At 38.8% G+C, this 20,139-nt stretch carries 23 protein-coding genes; 21 read left to right on the top strand and 2 right to left on the bottom strand.

Features of this window, described 5'->3' with window-relative positions:
- Nucleotides 1-134: 134 nt before the first annotated feature.
- The 15 genes from AX762_RS05475 to flgL all read left to right on the top strand — a co-directional run bounded on the left by AX762_RS05475 (nucleotide 135) and on the right by flgL (nucleotide 14,455).
- Nucleotides 135-2,396 (top strand): methyl-accepting chemotaxis protein, encoded by a 2,262-nt coding sequence (locus AX762_RS05475; protein ID WP_071848153.1) that lies wholly within the window; start codon nucleotides 135-137, stop codon nucleotides 2,394-2,396.
- A gap of 21 nt (nucleotides 2,397-2,417) precedes the next feature.
- Complete coding sequence (locus AX762_RS05480) at nucleotides 2,418-2,888, top strand: chemotaxis protein CheW (protein WP_071848154.1); 471 nt, start codon at nucleotides 2,418-2,420, stop codon at nucleotides 2,886-2,888.
- A 33-nt stretch (nucleotides 2,889-2,921) separates the two neighbouring features.
- Complete coding sequence (locus tag AX762_RS05485; RefSeq protein WP_071848155.1) at nucleotides 2,922-3,404, top strand: chemotaxis protein CheD; 483 nt, start codon at nucleotides 2,922-2,924, stop codon at nucleotides 3,402-3,404.
- Between the two features lie 23 nt (nucleotides 3,405-3,427).
- Nucleotides 3,428-4,441 carry a chemotaxis response regulator protein-glutamate methylesterase gene (locus tag AX762_RS05490; RefSeq protein ID WP_071848156.1) on the top strand — a complete coding sequence of 338 codons (1,014 nt, stop codon included), beginning with the start codon at nucleotides 3,428-3,430 and terminating at the stop codon, nucleotides 4,439-4,441.
- A gap of 5 nt (nucleotides 4,442-4,446) precedes the next feature.
- Nucleotides 4,447-5,226: a protein-glutamate O-methyltransferase CheR gene (locus AX762_RS05495; protein ID WP_071848157.1), complete on the top strand. Its 780-nt coding sequence runs from the start codon at nucleotides 4,447-4,449 to the stop codon at nucleotides 5,224-5,226.
- Between the two features lie 17 nt (nucleotides 5,227-5,243).
- Nucleotides 5,244-7,262 carry a chemotaxis protein CheA gene (locus AX762_RS05500; protein WP_071848158.1) on the top strand — a complete coding sequence of 673 codons (2,019 nt, stop codon included), beginning with the start codon at nucleotides 5,244-5,246 and terminating at the stop codon, nucleotides 7,260-7,262.
- On the top strand, nucleotides 7,255-7,851 hold the full coding sequence (locus AX762_RS05505) for a chemotaxis protein CheC (RefSeq protein WP_071848159.1): 597 nt from the start codon (nucleotides 7,255-7,257) through the stop codon (nucleotides 7,849-7,851). Before AX762_RS05500 ends, AX762_RS05505 begins: the two co-directional genes overlap by 8 nt.
- An 18-nt stretch (nucleotides 7,852-7,869) precedes the next feature.
- The gene (locus AX762_RS05510; RefSeq protein WP_071848160.1) at nucleotides 7,870-8,232 is read left to right on the top strand and encodes a response regulator; all 363 of its coding nucleotides are present in this window, start codon (nucleotides 7,870-7,872) and stop codon (nucleotides 8,230-8,232) included.
- Between the two features lie 65 nt (nucleotides 8,233-8,297).
- On the top strand, nucleotides 8,298-8,717 hold the full coding sequence (locus tag AX762_RS05515) for a chemotaxis protein CheW (RefSeq protein WP_071848161.1): 420 nt from the start codon (nucleotides 8,298-8,300) through the stop codon (nucleotides 8,715-8,717).
- Entirely contained in the window at nucleotides 8,714-9,718 is a 1,005-nt protein-coding gene (gene fliM, locus AX762_RS05520; protein WP_256244456.1) for a flagellar motor switch protein FliM, read from the top strand. The genes AX762_RS05515 and fliM overlap by 4 nt, the downstream gene beginning before the upstream one ends.
- Entirely contained in the window at nucleotides 9,711-10,790 is a 1,080-nt protein-coding gene (gene fliY, locus AX762_RS05525) for a flagellar motor switch phosphatase FliY (RefSeq protein WP_071848162.1), read from the top strand. Before fliM ends, fliY begins: the two co-directional genes overlap by 8 nt.
- 614 nt (nucleotides 10,791-11,404) lie before the next feature.
- Nucleotides 11,405-11,683: a flagellar biosynthesis anti-sigma factor FlgM gene (gene flgM, locus AX762_RS05530; RefSeq protein WP_071848163.1), complete on the top strand. Its 279-nt coding sequence runs from the start codon at nucleotides 11,405-11,407 to the stop codon at nucleotides 11,681-11,683.
- Between the two features lie 6 nt (nucleotides 11,684-11,689).
- Entirely contained in the window at nucleotides 11,690-12,055 is a 366-nt protein-coding gene (gene flgN / locus AX762_RS05535) for a flagellar export chaperone FlgN (RefSeq protein ID WP_071848164.1), read from the top strand.
- Between the two features lie 12 nt (nucleotides 12,056-12,067).
- A complete protein-coding gene (gene flgK / locus AX762_RS05540; protein ID WP_071848165.1) occupies nucleotides 12,068-13,537 on the top strand; it encodes a flagellar hook-associated protein FlgK in 1,470 nt (489 codons plus the stop codon).
- A gap of 3 nt (nucleotides 13,538-13,540) precedes the next feature.
- Nucleotides 13,541-14,455 (top strand): flagellar hook-associated protein FlgL, encoded by a 915-nt coding sequence (gene flgL / locus AX762_RS05545; RefSeq protein WP_071848166.1) that lies wholly within the window; start codon nucleotides 13,541-13,543, stop codon nucleotides 14,453-14,455.
- 76 nt (nucleotides 14,456-14,531) lie between these two features.
- Here flgL and AX762_RS13305 read toward each other — a convergent pair whose 3' ends face one another.
- Nucleotides 14,532-14,906: a transposase gene (locus tag AX762_RS13305; protein WP_371261632.1), complete on the bottom strand. Its 375-nt coding sequence runs from the start codon at nucleotides 14,904-14,906 to the stop codon at nucleotides 14,532-14,534.
- Nucleotides 14,907-14,955: 49 nt separating this feature from the next.
- Nucleotides 14,956-15,864, bottom strand: a complete 909-nt coding sequence (locus AX762_RS05550; RefSeq protein ID WP_256244460.1) for an ISL3 family transposase — start codon at nucleotides 15,862-15,864, stop codon at nucleotides 14,956-14,958.
- A 289-nt stretch (nucleotides 15,865-16,153) separates the two neighbouring features.
- Here AX762_RS05550 and AX762_RS05555 point away from each other — a divergent pair, with 289 nt between their 5' ends.
- The 6 genes from AX762_RS05555 (at nucleotide 16,154) to fliS (ending at nucleotide 19,977) form a co-directional block, all read left to right on the top strand.
- On the top strand, nucleotides 16,154-17,287 hold the full coding sequence (locus AX762_RS05555; RefSeq protein WP_071848167.1) for a flagellin: 1,134 nt from the start codon (nucleotides 16,154-16,156) through the stop codon (nucleotides 17,285-17,287).
- Nucleotides 17,288-17,409: 122 nt separating this feature from the next.
- Complete coding sequence (locus AX762_RS05560) at nucleotides 17,410-17,625, top strand: hypothetical protein (protein WP_071848168.1); 216 nt, start codon at nucleotides 17,410-17,412, stop codon at nucleotides 17,623-17,625.
- 12 nt (nucleotides 17,626-17,637) lie between these two features.
- A complete protein-coding gene (locus tag AX762_RS05565) occupies nucleotides 17,638-17,784 on the top strand; it encodes a flagellar protein FlaG (RefSeq protein WP_083432830.1) in 147 nt (48 codons plus the stop codon).
- 4 nt (nucleotides 17,785-17,788) lie between these two features.
- The gene (gene fliD / locus AX762_RS05570; RefSeq protein ID WP_071848169.1) at nucleotides 17,789-19,204 is read left to right on the top strand and encodes a flagellar filament capping protein FliD; all 1,416 of its coding nucleotides are present in this window, start codon (nucleotides 17,789-17,791) and stop codon (nucleotides 19,202-19,204) included.
- 156 nt (nucleotides 19,205-19,360) lie between these two features.
- Nucleotides 19,361-19,597: a hypothetical protein gene (locus tag AX762_RS05575; protein ID WP_071848170.1), complete on the top strand. Its 237-nt coding sequence runs from the start codon at nucleotides 19,361-19,363 to the stop codon at nucleotides 19,595-19,597.
- Nucleotides 19,598-19,611: 14 nt separating this feature from the next.
- A complete protein-coding gene (gene fliS / locus AX762_RS05580; RefSeq protein ID WP_071848171.1) occupies nucleotides 19,612-19,977 on the top strand; it encodes a flagellar export chaperone FliS in 366 nt (121 codons plus the stop codon).
- The last annotated feature ends 162 nt before the right edge of the window (nucleotides 19,978-20,139 follow it).

Raw genomic sequence — 20,139 nt, forward strand, 5'->3', positions numbered from 1 at the left:
GGAAAATCGAGACTTCTTTTTTGTGACGGAAATACGAACTTTTATTTATTGTGAATGAGAGCATAAACATTTCTATACTTTTGCCGATAATGGGTAAAGAAGCTAATACATAAAAAAATATGAGGAGACAAAAAATGGACAAAATAAAACACCACTGGCATGATCTGCTTGAGAAAGTTAAGGCAATCAAATGGTCAGAACTGAAGATGCCAAATAAATTCATCACCAATGGGAAGGTGAGTTTCAAAAGAAAACATAAGAGTCTGAGGATTCCAATTGCCGTAAGCCTTATTTTATTGATGCTGATCCCAGTCTTAGGTGCGATGTTTTTTACATATAATAACAATACGGCTCTTTTAAAAGAAAGAGTTGAAGCACAGAAACAACAAACTACTTCCAATTTAGCTGCAAACATTTCAAATGCAGGTGAAGCGGCAGAAGAAACGCTGCGTATGTTCATTTTGGGTGGGGGAACAGCACGCTTGACGAGTGAGTTCGATGATGCACGAAGAAATTTAGAGAGTAGTTTTCTTTATGCGACCACCGGTAATCCAAACATCTCGGATATCCATTATATTCCAGTAGATAAATCAATACCTTACATCACAACATTTGCCGCTATTAAAGTCGGCATTAATCCAGAAGATGTTTTCCCATGGTTAGATGATGCGATGAATTCAACTCAATTAGGCTGGTCCGAGCCATATACCATCAATAATCGGACACGTCTGACGGCTTACAGAGCTGTAGTATATGACGGGGGAGTTCAAGGCGTCATTGCAATAGATTTGGATATAGAAACAATACGTTTAGATGTTCTAGATATTCAATTGGCCAATACAGGCTATGTGAATCTGGTAGCGAACAATGGAGAGGTTCTGGCTTCTTCCAGATCACAATCAGTTGGCGATAGTTTGGCTGAGAGAGCTTACTTCCAAGATTCATTAGCTGATGACGAGTCGGGAATGCTCTATGATAACAGCGTCAATGGTGGACAACTGGGTATTTATTACGAACGCATCCCGGAACTCGGCTTGAACGTATACGGCATGGTGAGAGCCAATGAAATGGCACAGGAAACAGATGCGTTGAGAAGCATGATCATTACAATCTCTATCATCATCATTATTATCGCTTTGATCACTGCGGGCATTATCACCGGGTTGATCACTTCCATTACTCAATCATTGTTAGATGTGTTTGATGATGTAAGCAAAGGGGATCTAACGCGTCGTATTTCTAAAAAAGACTTATTCAGAATGCATTTACCGAGATTTAAATCAGTAAGCAAAGCAAAACAAGCACAACCGGTCAACGGAATAACTAAAGCTCTTGATCCAAAAGGTAACGAAATTCACCAGATTGGTTTAGCTTTAAACAAGACATTGACCAACTTTGAAGACACCATTAAAGTGATTCAAGGAAACAGTCAGAATGTTTCCAGCATGGCAACCACATTGACTGAGATTGCTGATCAAACAAGTCGCTCTACTGCGGAAGTTTCACATACAATCAACGGTGTGGCTGAATCTACGTCAATGCAGACGCAAGATACCGAAGCAACGGTGACACAGATGAATGAACTGGCTCACGCTTTAGGTGAAATCAATCAAGCAGTTGGAGAAATGGGTCAATATGCCGACAAGACCATGATTATGAATGGCGATAACACACACGCCACCCAAGAAGTGAACCAGAAATGGAACGAAACACTTGAAACGCTGAATGCCTTGAAAATGAAAATCGAAGACGTTGACGGGGATATTCAAAACATTGAAGGTATCGTCAAGGCGATCACGAACATTGCCTCGAAAACAAACTTGCTTGCCTTGAATGCTTCAATCGAAGCGGCACGCGCAGGAGATGCCGGTCGCGGATTTGCCGTGGTAGCTGACGAGATCAGAAAACTGGCTGAACAAAGCTCGACCTCTTCAAAGAATATTCAAACCATTATCGGAGACATTCAAGTTAAGTCTTCTGATATGGTGAATCATTTAGATGAAACGAATGATAACAGCAAGGTTCAAACAAAAAAAATCGAAGAGGCCATCGAAGCATCTGAAAATGTAGCGGTGTCACTCGAACGACTAGTCTCAAGCATGTTAGTGGTCAGTGATTCGACAACCATTATCAATGAGAAAAAAGAAGAAGTGGTTGCGCAACTTGAAAGTATTGCAGCTGGCGCTCAGGAAAATTCAGCAGGAACCGAACAAGTCTCTGCTAATGCGGAAGAGATTCTAGCTACTATGGAAGACTTTACAACGCATATCAATCGTTTGGAAAATGTTGCTCAAACACTGAAAGAATCTGCTGAGCAATTTATAATCAGCCAGGAAGAGTCTGACAATGAACTAACAGAACAGGCTAGTGCTAATTTAGAACCAGAATTTGCGTAATTAAAGGAGTTAGAAAATAAAATGGCACAACATATTTTGTTTAAAGCAGGCAATCAAACCTTTGCCCTACCCATTGATCAAACTGATAAAATAATAGCTCTGGAAAACATTACGCGTATCCCGGATGTCTCGTCTTACATTATAGGCGTGCAGGATATTGAAGATGAAGTAATTGCGATTATTGATTTAGCTGACCGTTTCTTTGCTCAGCCAAATCAAAATCAGGAAGAAACAGAAATCATTCTGGTGAATTGGAAAGAGACTAAAGTGGGGTTACTCGTCGATGAAGTGAAAACAGTTCAGGCGTATGATACGGCTGATTTGATTGATAAAGAAGCTGAGAAAGTAGACGGATTATCCACATCTTATATCACAGCATTTGTGCAATCCCAAGATGAAATCATACCAGTTTTAGATCCGCACAGTTTATTCACAGGCGACCAGGCAGAAGAGATGCGTAAACTGGTTGCCATTCATGCGATAAAAGTTTAATGATCAAACTACAGCAACACAACGGAGAAAATCATGTCGGAACAAATTAAAGTAGGTATATCAGATTTTAAAATAACAACGTCACCGAACGAGCTTGCCACGATTGGCTTAGGTTCCTGTGTAGGTATTGCATTGTATGCACCTAAATCAAAAGTCGGTGCACTGAGTCACATCATGCTGCCGGACAGTTCTTCCTTTACGGATACTTCCAAGTGGGCTAAGTTCGCAAATTTGGCTATTCCTAAAATCGTTGAAGAACTGAGAGAACAAACAAAAGAAACAAGGATCCTTGCCAAAATCGCTGGTGGAGCGAGCATGTTCACGTTTACGAGTGATTCGCCCACCTTGCAGATTGGAAGTCGTAATATTGAATCAGTCAAAGCCACTTTAGAAGAATTAAAGATCCCCATTTTATCAGAACACGTTGGTGGGAAGATGGGACGATCCATGTTCGTTGATTTAAAAGACTTTAATGTTAAAGTGCGTATGGTCAACAGAGAAGAATTTATCTTATAGAATAGATTGAAGAGGAATTTTGGATGAATATTAAAGTAGTCGTGGTAGATGATTCGGCGTTGATGCGCAAAATCCTTTCTAATATGATCAATGATTGTCAGGGTATGGAAGTAGTGGACGTCGCTCGAAATGGCATGGAAGCCATGAAAGTGATCGAACGTGCTCAACCGGATCTGGTGACATTAGATGTTGAAATGCCTATGATGAACGGCATTGAAACGTTGAAGGCGATAAAAGATAATCACCGTTTTCCGGTTATCATGATGAGCTCGAAAAAAAATAACAAAATAACGATAGAAGCGCTGGAATTAGGGGCGGAAGATTTTATCGAAAAACCTATTTCCATAAAAGAAAATTGGGACACGTTCAAGAATGATTTAGAAGCGCGCATTCGTGTTCATTTTCCAGAAGAAAAAGCAGTACGCAGTAATGAAAAGAAAAACAAACTGTTGCCCGAGCAGTTACTTGATAAAAAAAAGTCACTGGAAGCCATTGCCATAGGTGCTTCAACCGGCGGACCAAAAGCATTAGTGCATGTTATCCAATCGATCAGCGAGCATTTGGACATACCGGTATTTATCGTGCAGCACATGCCGGAAGGGTTTACCGCGTCATTCGCTCAACGCTTGGACACGCTGACGTCAGTAAATGTAGTTGAAGCACAGGAGAATATGCGGATCAAACCTAAAATGGTCTATTTAGCTCCCGGTGGTAAACATATGATTGTGAAGAATAACTATATTAAATTAAACGAAGACCCAAAAATTCATGGTGTCAGACCAGCGGTCGATTATTTATTTGAAAGTGTCGCAGAGGCATACGGTGAAAATACGTTAGGTATTATCTTGACGGGTATGGGGAACGACGGGGCCAATGGCTGCCAGGCGATAAAACAGGCTGGCGGTTACATTTTGTCTCAAGATAAAGGCACGTCAATTGTTTACGGTATGCCCAGAGTTGTTTATGAACGAGGGCTCTCAGATCAAGTCGGCAGTTTATATCAAATAGCTGATATCATAAAAGAAATGACGAGGTGACTATTATGACAACGTTAAATTATGAGTTTTTTTATACGTGGGTTCAGTCAAATTTAAATATTCAACTCGGTGCCTACAAGGAAAAACAGTTACAACGACGAATCCAAACGATCATGAGACAAGCGGGTGCCGAGACACTGGAAGAGTATTCTGAATTGATTGGTGGAAGTTTGAGTGTTAAAAAACAGTTTTTGGATTATATCACGATAAACGTGACCGAATTCTTTAGAAACAAGGATTTGTTTGATAATTTTGAACATTTGCTGACGACGGATTTGTCAAAAAAGTTTGAGTCCATCTCCATCTGGAGTGCGGCTTGTTCCATTGGCGCTGAACCGTATTCGCTGGCCATGATCGTGGACCGTCACGACTTACCGTTGAAGAGAAATATATTAGCCACTGATATCGATGAGACGATTTTAGCTAAGGCGAGAACGGGGATATTTAAAGACCAAGATCTCAAAAATGTCTCGATTATTGATAAATCAACGTATTTTAAAGAAGTGGATAGGACTTTTGTCCTGGATGAGAAGATAAAAAATAAAGTCGATTTCAAAAAACATGACCTGATCCTGGATACCTATCAAAAACACTTTCATGTGATTGTTTGCCGCAACGTGACGATTTACTTTAAAAATGAAATCAAAGAAGAGATTTATAAACGGATGGGGCAGTCGCTTGTCAAAGGCGGGTTGCTGTTTACAGGGGCGACGGAAACGATTTACCAGCCTGAGCAGTATGGCTTAAGAAAAGTAGCCTCATTTATTTATGAGAAAATCGAGTAACCGTAAGGAGGAAAAATATGGAAGATAATAGTGCTTACCGTGAGCTGTTCTTTGAAGAAACAGATGATAATTTAGCAATATTGAACCAAGAAGTCCTGCGTTTGGAAGAAAATCCTGAAGACAAACAAATCATCGACATCATCTTCCGGGCTGCGCATACCCTAAAAGGCATGGCTGCGACAATGGGTTATGAAACAATGGCGAAATTGACACACACGGTGGAAAATGTATTTGAGCTGGTGAAAAGCGGTCAACTGAAGATCGAATCAGATTTGATCAGTTTAATCTTTGAAAGTCTGGATACGTTGACCGAAATCGTAGAGAATTTAAGACAGGAAGATGAAGAAAAGGTCAATATCTCCTCTCTAGTCAGTCGTTTGGAAAAGGTTGCTTCGAGTGAACACTCGCTGACTGAAGAAAACGACTCAACTGCAGCAACCTCAGCAACCTTTGATTTCCCTGAACTAGAAGAAGCGGACGGGGTGGCTATTGAGTCAGCCGAAAATAGTGGCTACAAGCTTTACGCCATAGGAGTCAGAATAGAAGAGACCAGCATGATGAAAGCCGCCCGTGCATTCCTTTTGATAAGTAAACTTGAACAATTGGGTGACTTTGTTCAGATGAAACCGACTGCCGAGGCGCTGGAACGAGGCGAATTAGACGAGGCGTTTACCGTTTACTACTTGAGTAAAGAAAATAAAGAAACATTGCTCGAACACACTGAGGACTGTAGTGAGATAGAAGAGGTCTCGATTACAGCAACGAGTTATGCTGAAGTGGCGGCATCTAGTCAATCAGTTGATCTAACAGATGGTTCTTCTGCTATAGAAGAACAGACCGCTGGAAATGAAAAGCAGACGGATAAAAAGAAACCAGTTGCTACTAAACAAACCATCCGAGTAGACTTAACGCGCTTGGATCAGTTTATGAACTTGGTGTCGGAACTGGTCATTCATAGAACCCGGTTAGAAGACATGTCAGAAAAAAATAATCTGTCAGATTTAAATGAATCACTGACACAAGTGGGACGTATCACGACAGAACTGCAAGATTTGGTCTTGCAATTACGCATGCAGCCCTTTAATGTCGTGGTCCAGCGTTTCCCACGGATGATGCGGGACTTATGCAATGAACTGGGTAAAGATATCCAATTTGTGACTGAAGGCGAAGATACGGAACTGGACCGCACGGTTATTTCTGAAATTGGCGAGCCACTGATCCATCTACTGCGTAATGCAGTAGATCATGGGATCGAACAACCAGAAGAACGTATGGCCAAAGGTAAACCGGCAACAGGAACCATCAAACTTTCAGCTTATCCCGAAGGAAACCGCGTGATCATTTCATTAACCGATGACGGCAAAGGGCTCGATCCGAGAGCGCTTGAAGCCAGCGCACAGAAAAAAGGTATCTCCACGGAAGGCATGACGGATGATCAGCTTAGAAACCTCATCTTCCATCCTGGATTTTCTACTGCTGAAACGGTGACAGGGATTTCTGGACGGGGGGTCGGAATGGATGCCGTGAGAGAAAAAATCATGAGCTTAAACGGTAAAATTGAAACCCTTAGTGAAGTCGATAAAGGCACTACCTTTAGGATTACACTGCCATTAACACTTTCCATTATTCAGTCGCTTTTAGTGAAAGTCGGACAGGAAACCTTTGCGATACCTCAAGCAGTCATTGATAAAGTGAACTACTTCGAAGAAAAAGAAGGCATTTCCGTTCATCAAAAAGAAGTGTATCAGTATAAAGGTGAAACGATTCCTCTGGTGCGCGTGAACGAAGTGTTGGCTATACCAAAAAAAGCATCTGATAACCAGCATATAATTGTTGTGCTGATCGGGGATAAATATTACGGCTTGATCGTCGACGAGTTGATCCATCAAAAAGAAATTGTCATCAAAAAATTAGGCACAGAACTAAATGACCTGTCGCTATATTTAGGCGCCACTATTTTAGGTGATGGAGGCATCAGTTTGATCCTTGATGTGACGTCTATTTGTACCACGAGGAAGGTTGTCAGTTATGTCTGAGGATAAGTCACTGCTGCGTTATGACGCTTTGCAGGAAGTCGTAAACATCGGAGGCGGGCATGCTGCTACAGCTTTGTCAAAAATGATTGGTAAGAAAGTAGAGATGGATGTTCCCTTGGTCCAACTACTCCCTTACGAAAAAGTGTATGAAACGATCCAGTCAGATGATACAATAGTGAAGGTTGTCTTGTCCAAGTTGATTGGCGGAGAATATGGTGTGTTCTTATTTGTGATCGATCCGAAAGATGCGGAAGCTTTAGCACATATGGTTCTGCCTGATTATGCGGAATTGAGTGAACACCTGGTGGATTCGGCTTTGAAAGAATTAAGCAATATCCTAGTCCAATCCTTTCTGCAGGCAGTGATGCAGTTGATCGATAAGCCTTTATTCGCTTCAGTACCCGTGATGACGATGGATATGTTCGGATCGATTTTGTCGAGTGTCTATATGGAGCAGAGCCAGTTCAGTGAAGAAGTTTTGATTATCAAAAACAACTTTTATAGTGAGGGACACATCATTGAAGGCAGCTTGTATTTCGTACCGAAGCCAAAAGTATTGGAAGCATTATTACAAGAATTAGGAATTTAATTAGGAGGAAAAAGAAAAATGAGTAAACGTGTATTGATTGTTGATGACGCTGCATTTATGCGCATCAAATTAAAGGATATTTTAGAAAAGAATGGGTATGAAGTTGCCGGGGAAGCTCAAAACGGGAATGAAGCCGTTGAGAAATTCAAAGAAGTGAAACCCGATATCGTTACGATGGATATCACCATGCCCGAAAAAGATGGCGTTGAAGCACTGACAGAAATCAAAGCAATCGATAAAGATGCTATCGTCCTGATGTGTTCAGCAATGGGCCAGCAAACAATGGTTATGGATGCTATTCGTGCTGGTGCAACTGATTTTATTGTTAAACCGTTTGATACAGAGCGTGTCATCAAAGCACTGGACAAAGCAATCCGCTAAAAAGAAAGATTCGAAAAATCGTCACAATATAGAGCGTACCAATATAAACCAAGGGGGAATCAAGTATGCAGCTAATCGTATTTAAATTAAAAGAGCATTTTTATGGCTTTGAAACAGAGAATATAGAAGAAATCACCACTACTTTGAAAGAAACTGTCATCCCCCAAGGACCTTCTTGGACTAAAGGTTTAGTCAACTTACGCGGGCAAATCATGACGCTTATAGACCTTGAAATAGTGCTGAATGGTTCTAGCACTTCCAAAAATATATGGTACAATAATACAATCATTGTGAATAGAGAAGACAATCCTGTTGCATTTATGGTCGGAAAAGTTATCGGAGTAACGGATATCGATACGGATCAGATTCAAATGATGAACGAAGAAATGAATATGCTTGTTTCTGGATACGTTTTTGCATACAATGAGATGGTAAGTATTATTGAACTAGAATCTATTTTAATTGAGAAAGAGGAAGTGTCTTGAGCCAACAAGTCTTAACACAACAAGAAATCGACGCGTTGTTGGTTGCCATGGATAGCGGAGAAATCGATGCGGAAGAGAAAAAACAGGAAAGTATTTCTCCGAAAGTCAAACCGTATGATTTCAGACGTCCTGTACGTTTATCCAAGGAATATCTTTCCACCATCACAATGGTGTTTGAAGATTTTTCTAAACTGGCCTCCAACTTATTGTCAACACAACTGAGAAGACCCGTTGAAGCGAAAATAGCTGCAATCGAGCAGGTATCCTTTGATGAATTTGTGCATTCTGTACCAAGTTTCACTTTGATGGGCGTGTTTCAAAGCAACCCTTTAAAGGGATTGCAAATAATGGAAATAAACCCACAGTTTAGTTTACAGATAATCGAACTACTCTGCGGTTATACGGACATATCAACTGAAGAGGTGCTGGCAGATAAAGCGACTTTCACAGATATAGAAATGGCTATATTAGAAGACGTCATGCGCTCGCTTTTACACTCTTTTGAACTAGCCTGGAAAGACATTAAGGAAATCGATGTAATCTTAGAAGATACTGAAACCAAGCCACAATTATTGCAGACCATGTCACCAAATGAACCGGTCGTTTTAGTGACCCTTTCGGTAGTGCTGGAAAGTCAACGGACCTATATAAATTTGTGCATCCCTTACATATTCTTTGAAGATATATTAGACAAATTGAGCTTTAAAAACTGGTTCCATTCAGGGAAAGAATTTGATGCATCTGAACGTGGGCACCTGGTTTCAAGTCTTGATAAAGTACCGGTCGACGTTGAAGTGCTTTTGGGGAAATCTCAAATGAATGTGGCAGACTTCTTGGGAATGGAAGAAGGGGATATAATTCAATTGGATTATAAGACATCCAGGCCTTTAACGATGTATGTTGAAAATAAACCTTATTTCAAAGTAAAACCTGGCCAGATTGAAAATAAACTGGCAGTAGAAATTTTAAAATTTACGGGAGGAGAGAGTGACGATGAGTGAACAGATGACGCAAGCAGAGATTGATGCGCTGCTTAATGGAACGGCTACGATGGTCAAAGAACCTGAAGCTAGCGAAGATCCATTGAGTCAGGATATCAAAGATATAATCGGAGAAGTCGGAAACATTTCCATGTCTCAGGCCGCAACTACTCTTTCCACATTATTGAATCGAAAAGTGAGTATTACGACACCTAGAGTCAAAGGTGTCACAATCAAAGAGATTATTGAAGAATACGAAACTCCTAAAGTTGTTACGACAATTGAATTTAAAGAGGGACTAGTGGGCAAAAATATATTGATGATCGATGTTGATGATGCCATCATCATTGCAGATTTAATGATGGGAAATGATGGAACAAATTTAGAAGATAAAGAATTTACAGAATTGGAATTAAGTGCCGTCTCAGAAGCGATGAATCAGATGATCGGTTCAGCCTCGACAGCGATGGCAACGATGTTTGATCGACGTGTCGATATTTTACCTCCTGATGTAAGAATATGGGAATCAGCTGAAGAAGCAGAGCAAGCTATGCCTAATAGTTCGGATGTCGTTTGTACGACGTCTTTTAAAATGAGTGTGGAAGGTTTGCTTGACAGTGAAATCATGCAGATATTACCCATTGATACAGTGATTGAAATTTCTGAGATCATGCTGGGTGACAAGGCTGAAGTGTTGGATGGACGAGATAGTATTGTGGTTCAAAAGGTAAAAGAGCCTAAACCGCAAGTGCAAGCTGAAAAAGAAGCTGAGTCTGTATCTATCCAAAAACCTAAGTTTCAAGATCTTCCTCGCAACGATACAAAAGGGTCACCGCGTAACTTGGACTTGATCATGGATGTGCCGCTTGATTTTAGTGTCGTCCTTGGCAAGAGCCGCAAGACGATCAAGGACATTTTATCCTTGAGTACGGGGTCTGTCGTGGAGCTTGATAAGATGACGGATGAACCGCTTGAGATTTATGTGAATGGCAAGCTGATTGCTGAAGGCGAAGTCGTTGTCATCAACGAGAGCTTTGGTATACGTATTACAAATATTTTGAGCAAGGAACAACGCGTGAGACATTTAAAATAGAATGGAAAAAGCAGAGAGAAATCTCTGCTTTTTATTTTGTTTAAAATAATAGATCAAGAGATTAAAAAAATCAAGAAACTAAGAGATTTAGGGATTTAAAGATTATGAGATGCAAACCTTCGGTTTTTATTTTAATAGCCGATGCTTGCGGTGGGCGGCCTCAACTAACTCCGACGAAAGAGCTGTCGGAGTGGGTTTTCGGGCACGCTGGTAAAGTGGTTATCATAATAACCTGTGATACATTGATTATATGAATTCTAGTTAATATCACTTTTCCCACCTGCGTCACGGCTATTGAAATAAAAACGTGCTACTTAATATCTAGGTGTTTAAGCAACCATTTGGTCTTTTATACTCAGAAATCTAAAGTTACTTTTCCTGTAAATTAGATGTCATTGTGTTTTCACTCCATAAATTTAAGTGTAGTGTTCATATTTTATACTTTCAAAGGGGCTTTATTTGTTATTCAGTTTTGTTTATACTTATGCTAGTTTGTTAATCGGATAAATAGGTCTTAATTATTCAGAAAGATTTCCGATAGTAAGTGTAAGGATCATTCAATATATATAACTAGTCTATTAAACAGTAAAAATCTCTTGAGGAGAGTGCAAGTTATGAAAATCAATAAATATAATAATGTTGTGTCATCAATCAGTAATGCTAAACAAGTAAATAAAGATGTGAATAAAGAAATCAGTAAATCCAGTTCTAAAGAAGCTGTTCAAGTAAATATTTCTAAAGAAGCTCAAGCATTGCTTGATGCAGATAAAGCTGCTTTTTCAGAACGCGTGGATTCGATCAAGCAAGCCATCCAAAATGGAGACTATCACGTTGATCCAGAGAAGATTTCTGAGGGATTAGTGAAGGCTTTACAAGATCAAAAGGGGCTATAAGAAGTAATGACTAAAACAAATCAAGTGTTAGCCGAAATGGAAAAGTTGAAAGCATTGTTATTGAGAGAAAAAGAAGTGCTGATTGCTAATCAGGGAGCCAAGTTAGGCGAAATCATTCAAGAAAAAGAAGATATCATGTTATATTTGGCTACGTTTGATCAAGAGGACGTTGAGATGACAAAGCTCGACGTTCTTTCTCGTGAAATCAAAAACTTACAGGAAACGAATCTCGTATTAACGGAACAATCGATACAGTTTACTGAAACGATGTTGAATTATATTAAAAAAGCTGCCAATCAGAATAAAACGTATTCTAAAAAAGGAACGTACGACGATTCCAAGAAAAGTACGTTACTAGATCAATCACTTTAAGGGAGTAAACACATGACTGGATTATTCGGAACGTTAAACACAGCAACTAAAGGGTTAAATGCCCAGCAGACGGCTTTACAGACCATTGGACATAACGTCGCTAATGCGAATACAATAGGGTACACGCGTCAACGTGTGACAATGCAGGCAGATCTGTCAACCAGTATTCCTGGAATTGGTCAAATCGGGACGGGTGTCCGTGTAGACGGCATCAATCGTGTTCACGATACGTATATCACTACTCAGTTAAGAGATGCCAATTCGACAACTAAAGGACATCAAGCTTTATCTGATACTATCGGTGAACTGGAAGCTGTGTTTAATGAGCCGTCAGATACTGGGTTATCCAATCAAATATCTGAAGTCTTTAATGCCTGGACATACTTAGCATCTAACCCAGAACAAGCGTCCGCACGTACCATGCTTGTTCAAACGACAGAAACATTTACCGACACAATTCATCACATGGCGAATTCAATGGAAAAATTACATAACAACACACTGAATGAATTAGATAAAACGGCATTAGATGCCAATTCCGATTTAAAACAACTTGAAAAATTAAATGAACAAATCTGGCAGGCTTCAGTCCGCGGGTTTACACCAAATGATTTGCTTGACACGCAGGACCAGTTACTTTCAAATCTAGCAGGTAAAATCGATATCTCAGTCGAACGTGATAAGTTTAACCGTGTTTCTGTTGAAATCGGAGGACAAACGATCTTAGATAGTAATTCTAGAAAAGAACTGACTGTTGTTATGGGAAGCGTGGACGGAAAAGGAATTTTCTCTAATGGAGAAACGACCGACCTTTCGACAGAACCTGGAACAATTATTATTGGCAATGAAATCGTTACACCTGAAAGTGGTAAAATGAAAGGCACTCAAGATGGGTTGGAAGTGATTAGTGATAGTCAAAAGGATTTAAATGACTTTGCTGGATCATTTGGTAAAGCAGTCAACGCTATTCATGGTGGCGGTGAAGATGGATTTAACTTCTTCGCGGGCGTTGATTCAGATAACCCTGCAAAAAACCTAACTGTATCTCAAGCAATCAAAAAGAATCCGGATTTAATTATTTCTGGTAAAGATTCAAGCAATGCAGTTTCTGGAGATGGAAGCCGTGCTCAGGCGATTGCGACGCTTCAATATAAAAATCTGGCTTCTGATAACGGTGATTGGGAATACAACGAAGACAATATGAGCTTTAATAGTAGCCCAACTGGGAATACACTTTTTGGTAAATATAACAGCATGGTGACAGGTATCGGTATCGTGAAACAGCAGGAAGATAACATTCTTAAAACACAAAATGGACTGATGTCTCTTTTAACTCAACGTCGAGAATCAATTTCTGGTGTCGATATCAATGAAGAAGTGGTCGATATGATCAAATACTCAAGTGCTTTCCAAGCAAACTCACGTGTGTTGCAAACGATATCTGAAATGCTTGACACACTAATCAACCGAACTGGGGTGTAATAAATGAGAATTACAAATTCTTTAATGTCTCAAAACTTTCTATCCAACTTAAATAACAATATGAACAATGTCTATAAATACCAGGAACAGTTGTCATCACTAAAACAAGTCAGCCGTCCCAGTGATGATCCATTGAAAGTTTCAAAAATCATGGATCTGAAAAATGAAATCAAACAAAACAAACAGTATAAAAATACAATCAATGATGCCATTGATTTTACGAACGTACAAGATTCTGCACTGGCCAATGCGACAAATTCATTACAACTGATTCATACTCTAACGCAGCAGGCAGCAAACGGTACTTATAATACCCAGGATAGACAAGCAATCAAAACAGAGATCCAAAATGAAGTCGAAACAATGATGGACTCACTCAATACGAATTTTGGTGGACGTTATGTCTTTGCAGGACAAAATAGTACGACCAAACCTTTTACTGTGAATAAGGATTACGGAGCGTTCAGCCTAGAGTATAATGGGTCTAAAACAGGTAACGATAACCTTTCCAAGGAAATTGCCAGAGGTGTTAGTGTAGAATTAAAGACAGATGGATCGGGCCTATTTAATTTAAAAGATGGAACTGGAAATATTGGGGACTTGTTTAATGACATCTTCACCGCATTAGATTCTGATAATGTTGGAGACTTAGGCAATTTACTGGGACGTATCGAATCACAAATCGATAATACTGTAAACAAAAGAACTGATATAGGTGCTATTCAGAATCGTCTCACCGCAGCGCTTAATCGCAATGATTCTGAATACTTAAATCTTGAAACATCACTTTCAACTAACCAAGACATCGACTTAGCCGAAACCTATATGAACTACACGATGGAGATGACCGCTTATCAAGCATCTCTAAGTATGGGAACGAAAATTTTACAGACAAATATTATGGATTACGTCAGATGATTTTTTAGGTTCTACGTCAACTAACGTTGGTGAAGAATAATAATCAATAAATTTGAGAGTGAATACCAAAGGGAGCCTATGCTGCCTTGGTATTCACTTTTTTCTTTTTATTTACTTTAGCTTTGGTCGGTTTCAGGTTAAAGTGAAGAATAATTCGGTTTTTATAGTTAATAAAATTGCGATAACCGTAGGCTACACGATTGAGAACCTTTATCTTGTTGTTTATACCTTCGATTCTACCGTTGTTGTAAGGATAGTTGAAGGTGTTGTTAATCAATTTAAGATGCTTTCTTAATGTTTTTAAACTGGTTTTCATGTAAGAGGACAGTTCTGATGAATAGGACTGAGTCACAATGGATTCCAGACACTTGTGATCATTTTCTTCCACTGCATTTATAATCGATTGATATACCCTATAAGTTGTCTCTAACTCTTCATCGTATGCCAACATTTCAGAGACGATGGCAGGTTCTAGTCGCTGACCGAATAGTTTATAATATTTATATGTCGTATAAGATAACTCGCTTTCTTTCTTTCTTGAGCATTTTTTTCCAATAATGTTTCAAGCGACGGTATTTTTTCAGGTCTTCTCCATTAGAGGTGTTGAACTGATTCATTACTTTTACTCTCGTTCTATTCATCGACTGGTTAACTAACTGCACGATATGGAACCGATCAATAATGATATGTGCTTTTGGAAACAAATCTGGAATAAAGCTAACATAACTCGCATTCATATCGACCGTTACGGTTTCCACCCGTTCTCTCTGTCTTAAACTGTAATTTGAAGTGAAGTGTTTTTTGACAAACCGACTATCTTTAGCTGGAAGGATATCAAGAATATCTCCCGTCTGGGCATTGATGTACTCAAAAGCCATCCGCCCACTGGCGTATTTGAATTCGTCGAAAGACATATGCTTGGGTAAACTCTGATAGTACGGACGATAACGCTTCGCTTCTTTAGTGATGACCCGCTGGACAGTTGCTTCGGAGACGTTAGTCTCTTTTGCGATGTCTTTAATCGAACAGGCATCAGCTGATTTAGTTATAATATGGGCTTTTATGTAAGTGGAAATAAAGCAGTTGTTATTAACTAAAGGCGTTTGCGCAGTGAACGTTTCTTTGCACGCTTTACACATGAATCGCTGTTTTTTTATTCTTAGAAAGGTGGGTGTAATCTCACTCATGGGGAACGTAACACGAGATGTTTGGGTTCCATTTTTGTAGATAGTATAATCATGATTCGGTATTTGACATTTCTTGCATTCCATAGGTGTATAACTTAAAGTACAATCGATAAATTTACATTTTCTGTCCTTAAAAACACCGTAGGTGACACAATTATCTTTAAAAATTATATTTTTATCTTGAATATCTAACACTTTTTGCATATCATTTGAAGTAGGCAAGTGAGTTCCTCCTTAGGTGATGTTTTCGTCGACTATTATTCTACAGGAGAACTCACTTGTTTTCTAATATAATCAAATAAAGGACGTTAGTGAGAATCTCTCACCAACGTCCTTTATTGTACAACCATTTTTTAATGGTAGGAGACTAAATGTCTTCTATCATTTTTATTTTGAATTATTTTAAAATAAAGTATTAATTGCACTTAACTAAGTATGGCTCTTGCCGATATTAAGAGTAGAAGGCAAGACAGCCTTAAAAATAATATAAATTATTGGAGGAAACAATATCATGAGAATTAATACAAATACAGCAGCAATGAACACTTACTCTAACCTTACTTCAGCTAACGCTTCAAAAAGCGGTTCATTAGCTAAATTATCATCCGGACTACGCATCAACAAAGCCGGAGACGACGCAGCAGGTTTATCCATCTCAGAAAAAATGAAAAATCAGATTTCAGGTATGACTCAGGCTTCACGTAATGCACAAGATGGTATTTCATTGATCCAAACAGCTGAAGGAGCTTTAACAGAAACTCACAGTATGTTAAATCGTATGCGTGACTTGACTGTTCAAGCAGGTAATGGCACTAATACTGTAGATGATAAAAAAGCGATCCAAGGAGAAATTGATTCTTTAAGTGCTGAAATTACGCGTGTATCTAGTGATACTGAATTCAATACACAAGGACTTCTAAATGGAGATACTGAACTAAAAGCTGGTATTGATGCTGTTGTTCCAGCAACTGCTTTAGCAGCTACTCATATAACAGATGCAGATGGTGTAGCGGCTATGATCACTGCTTATAATAGTACTGCAGAAACTGCAGATAAAATAACACCATCAGCTACAGGTACAGCAGCTGATGATTTAGCTGCAGATCAAACTTCTATTCTTGATAAATTTGATGCTGCAAGCAATGCAGAAAAAACAGTATTATTAGAAGCCTATAATTCAGGATCTGCTGAAGCTGGAGATATCGATGATATCACCGTACATGTTGGGAAAGATGCTGTTGCAGCTGAAAAAGGAACTTCTTTCACATTCCAAATTGGAGCTAATGCAGGAGAAAAAATTAGTGTTGATATCAAAGATATGAGCACAAAAGGATTAGGAATTTCAGATATTGATGTTGTAGAAGGTAACACTGATGAAATATTAGGCAAATTAGATACTGCTATTTCCTCAGTCTCTAGCCAACGTGCTGACTTAGGAGCAGTCCAAAACCGTTTGGATCACACAGTTTCTAACTTAGCTACAACTAAAGAAAACCTTTCAGAAGCTAACTCACGTATTCGTGACGTTGACATGGCTGAAGAAATGATGAGCTTTACTAAATCTAACATCCTTTCTCAAGCTTCAACGGCTATGTTGGCTCAAGCTAACCAAATGCCTCAAGGCGTTCTACAATTATTGGGATAATAACCTAAACATAAGAATTGAAAATATTATAGAATCGAAGCAGTCCTTTACTGCTTCGGTTTTGTCTTACATAGAATAAAAGGTTTTCTTTAATTTAGTTTCTTTAAAAAGGAGATAGGATTATGAGCCAGCGTGTGACTTCTGTCGATGCGATTCGAACGATTGACCGGGTTTTACATTCCAATAAAAATACGGTATTCTTTTCAGAGGAACGTGACGTAAAACCGGTTGAAGCCATTGATACGTCTTCTGACAGACTAGAGTCTGAAATGAATAAAGACCAGCTTGAAAAGACAGCAGTGGAAGCAACGGCAGCGATGCAACGTGTGAATGCGTAATTAACGTTTCGTATACATGAAGGCACAGGCCGCACGCTGGTTCAATTAGTTGAAAGAGAAACAAATGAAGTGATTCGGGAGATACCACCTGAAAAAATGCTTGATGTCATTGCAGGTATTTGGAAATGGTCAGGTATTACTGTCGATAGAACGGAGTGATAATATGAGTGATATGCGCATAATGGGTTCGTATTCAGGTATTGATATGAGTACTGTAGAACAATTGATTAAAGCTGAATCTTCAAAAGGAGTAAAATTTACTCAAAAAAAAGAGCAGTATACGCAATCTAAAAATGCATGGAAAGATTTGAATACCCGTTTGGATTCATTATATAAACGTTTGGATGATCTACAAAAAACTGATACGTATGTTTCCAAGTCTGTAAAATTATCAGACAATACGAATATGACTGTTTCGGCTAAAACAACGGCTGCACCAGGTGAGTACCGCGTTCAGGTTGAACGACTAGCCACTCAAACGCGTCTTACGGGTACTCGAGTTGAATCTGTTGAATCTATTCATGATGAGCTAACATTTAGTGGGACTTTTTCCATTAATAATGGTGAGGATTATTTTGAGGTAAGTGTTGAAGCAACGGATAGTTTAAGTGATGTCAGTGATAAAATAAATAGTCATTCAAAACAATCAGGTATTCGGTCATCGATTGTCGATAACCGTTTGATTTTGACTCATTCCGAGTTTGGTGCACGGAATATTACCGTGACAGAAGCCGATGTTGAGGGTACATTGACAGATAGTTTAGGTCTGAGTAATGCCGAATCAAAAGCAGGTGAGAATGCAAAATTCACTATTGACGGTCTAGAAATAGAAGAGAGACCGACGAACACGATCAGTGATGTCATTGAAGGATTAACTTTTAATTTAACGAATGTCCATGAAGGTGCTGGTGCTACAATCGTTACGGTATCGGAAGACATGAATAAAGCGGTGGATACGCTTCAAAAATTTGTGGATCAGTACAATTCCACTCAGACTTATATTAAATCACAATTGGACGTGGGTGATCCATCCGCAGATAGTAACAAAACGGGCACGCTTTCTGGTGATGGCACGTTGATGCGTCTTCAATCCAATTTACGTATGATGATGTCAAGACAATCCTTTAATGGAACATCAGTACAGGGTTTAAAAGATTTGGGTGTAGAAATAAGTCGCGATGGAACTGCTAGTTTTGATCGTAAGGTATTAGAAGAAAAAATCAAAAATGATCCTCAAGCTGTTTCGGATTTCTTTTCTAAGACTGACACTATTCCTAAAAAAACAGATGAAGACGGTGAAGTTACTCCAGCGTCAACTAAGAAAAAAGGTTTCGCAGTTGAGATGCGTTCATTCGTTAATGAATATATCTCAGATTCTTCTGGAATTATAAAGACACGGAACGATACATTTGATAGAATGATTAAAGATGTGAATGATCGTATTTCTCAATTTGAAACCCGATTAGAAGCGAAAAAAGCGCGTTACATCAAACAGTTTACAGCACTTGATACAGCTATGATGATGGCTGAATCACAACTTGACCAGATGTATAGTCAATTAGGTTTGGGACGAGATTAATAGACAGGAGAGATTCTGATTTCTACGCATAAATCAGCTATATTTTTAAAAGAAGAAGAAATTCATTCAATCCTATTACGATTAAATGAGTGGGATCAGGAATCTGTAGATGCTATTGAAAAAGCCAGTTCTATACTTGAACACAATCAAGAAGCGATGGATAGAATCAGCGAACTGGACAAACAAATGAGTTTAGAAGAACTGAAATTTTTCTCTTTTAATAATCAGGATACGATGGTCAGTATAATCGAAAAACAAAAACAGTTGAACGCAGCTTTAAAAAATGAATCCATTCATTTAACGCAGCAATTATCTCAAATGAATCAGAAATCAAATGTGGTCAATCATTATATGAACAGTGAAAAGTCGTTGTTTATTGACCGAGACATGTAAGAAAGGAACATTTTATGGGTTATTCATCCGGAGCAAAACAATACAAGAAGAATCAGATCGAAACGGCGTCACCTAAGCAGCTCGTTATTTTACTTTACGAGGGAGCCATCAAGTTTATTCGCTTGGGGGAACTGGCTGTTGAAAAAAAGGAATACGATAAAGTGAATACCAATTTGATCAAAGCTCAGGATATCGTGGCTGAACTGATGGTGTCACTGAATCACCAAGACGGGGGAAATGCCATTGCGAGTGAACTGGAAAATCTGTATTCTTTTATTTTGAATCAGTTGATTCAAGCCAATCTACATAAAGACAAAGAAAAGATGTCAGAAGCACGAGGCTTGATGACAGAACTTCTTGAAGCATGGACCAGCATTTAGTTGCTGGTCTTTTTTTATTGCGTTCATTTAATGGTACTAAAATAGTTAGAACTGTTTTTATTTGACAATAGTATGTATAACGACATTAAATAAACAGTTAAATATATATACAATTAAATGAATTTCAACCAATAGTAAATATATAACCATACTGTATAATTA

Origin of the sequence: Alkalibacterium sp. 20 (assembly GCF_001885615.1) — a bacterium.
Classification (GTDB): domain Bacteria; phylum Bacillota; class Bacilli; order Lactobacillales; family Carnobacteriaceae_A; genus Alkalibacterium.

What these genes read in the sequence shown, in the direction of transcription:
- flgL (WP_071848166.1), top strand. Translation starts at nt 13,541, where the DNA reads ATGAGAATTACAAATTCTTTAATGTCTCAAAACTTTCTATCCAACTTA.
- flgK (WP_071848165.1), top strand. Translation starts at nt 12,068, where the DNA reads ATGACTGGATTATTCGGAACGTTAAACACAGCAACTAAAGGGTTAAAT.
- AX762_RS05555 (WP_071848167.1), top strand. Translation starts at nt 16,154, where the DNA reads ATGAGAATTAATACAAATACAGCAGCAATGAACACTTACTCTAACCTT.
- AX762_RS05510 (WP_071848160.1), top strand. Translation starts at nt 7,870, where the DNA reads ATGAGTAAACGTGTATTGATTGTTGATGACGCTGCATTTATGCGCATC.
- AX762_RS05505 (WP_071848159.1), top strand. Translation starts at nt 7,255, where the DNA reads ATGTCTGAGGATAAGTCACTGCTGCGTTATGACGCTTTGCAGGAAGTC.
- flgN (WP_071848164.1), top strand. Translation starts at nt 11,690, where the DNA reads ATGACTAAAACAAATCAAGTGTTAGCCGAAATGGAAAAGTTGAAAGCA.
- AX762_RS05485 (WP_071848155.1), top strand. Translation starts at nt 2,922, where the DNA reads ATGTCGGAACAAATTAAAGTAGGTATATCAGATTTTAAAATAACAACG.
- AX762_RS05495 (WP_071848157.1), top strand. Translation starts at nt 4,447, where the DNA reads ATGACAACGTTAAATTATGAGTTTTTTTATACGTGGGTTCAGTCAAAT.
- AX762_RS05490 (WP_071848156.1), top strand. Translation starts at nt 3,428, where the DNA reads ATGAATATTAAAGTAGTCGTGGTAGATGATTCGGCGTTGATGCGCAAA.
- flgM (WP_071848163.1), top strand. Translation starts at nt 11,405, where the DNA reads ATGAAAATCAATAAATATAATAATGTTGTGTCATCAATCAGTAATGCT.
- fliS (WP_071848171.1), top strand. Translation starts at nt 19,612, where the DNA reads ATGGGTTATTCATCCGGAGCAAAACAATACAAGAAGAATCAGATCGAA.
- fliD (WP_071848169.1), top strand. Translation starts at nt 17,789, where the DNA reads ATGAGTGATATGCGCATAATGGGTTCGTATTCAGGTATTGATATGAGT.
- AX762_RS05575 (WP_071848170.1), top strand. Translation starts at nt 19,361, where the DNA reads ATGGATAGAATCAGCGAACTGGACAAACAAATGAGTTTAGAAGAACTG.
- AX762_RS13305 (WP_371261632.1), bottom strand. Translation starts at nt 14,906, where the DNA reads ATGTTGGCATACGATGAAGAGTTAGAGACAACTTATAGGGTATATCAA.
- fliY (WP_071848162.1), top strand. Translation starts at nt 9,711, where the DNA reads ATGAGTGAACAGATGACGCAAGCAGAGATTGATGCGCTGCTTAATGGA.
- AX762_RS05560 (WP_071848168.1), top strand. Translation starts at nt 17,410, where the DNA reads ATGAGCCAGCGTGTGACTTCTGTCGATGCGATTCGAACGATTGACCGG.
- AX762_RS05515 (WP_071848161.1), top strand. Translation starts at nt 8,298, where the DNA reads ATGCAGCTAATCGTATTTAAATTAAAAGAGCATTTTTATGGCTTTGAA.
- AX762_RS05475 (WP_071848153.1), top strand. Translation starts at nt 135, where the DNA reads ATGGACAAAATAAAACACCACTGGCATGATCTGCTTGAGAAAGTTAAG.
- AX762_RS05500 (WP_071848158.1), top strand. Translation starts at nt 5,244, where the DNA reads ATGGAAGATAATAGTGCTTACCGTGAGCTGTTCTTTGAAGAAACAGAT.
- AX762_RS05480 (WP_071848154.1), top strand. Translation starts at nt 2,418, where the DNA reads ATGGCACAACATATTTTGTTTAAAGCAGGCAATCAAACCTTTGCCCTA.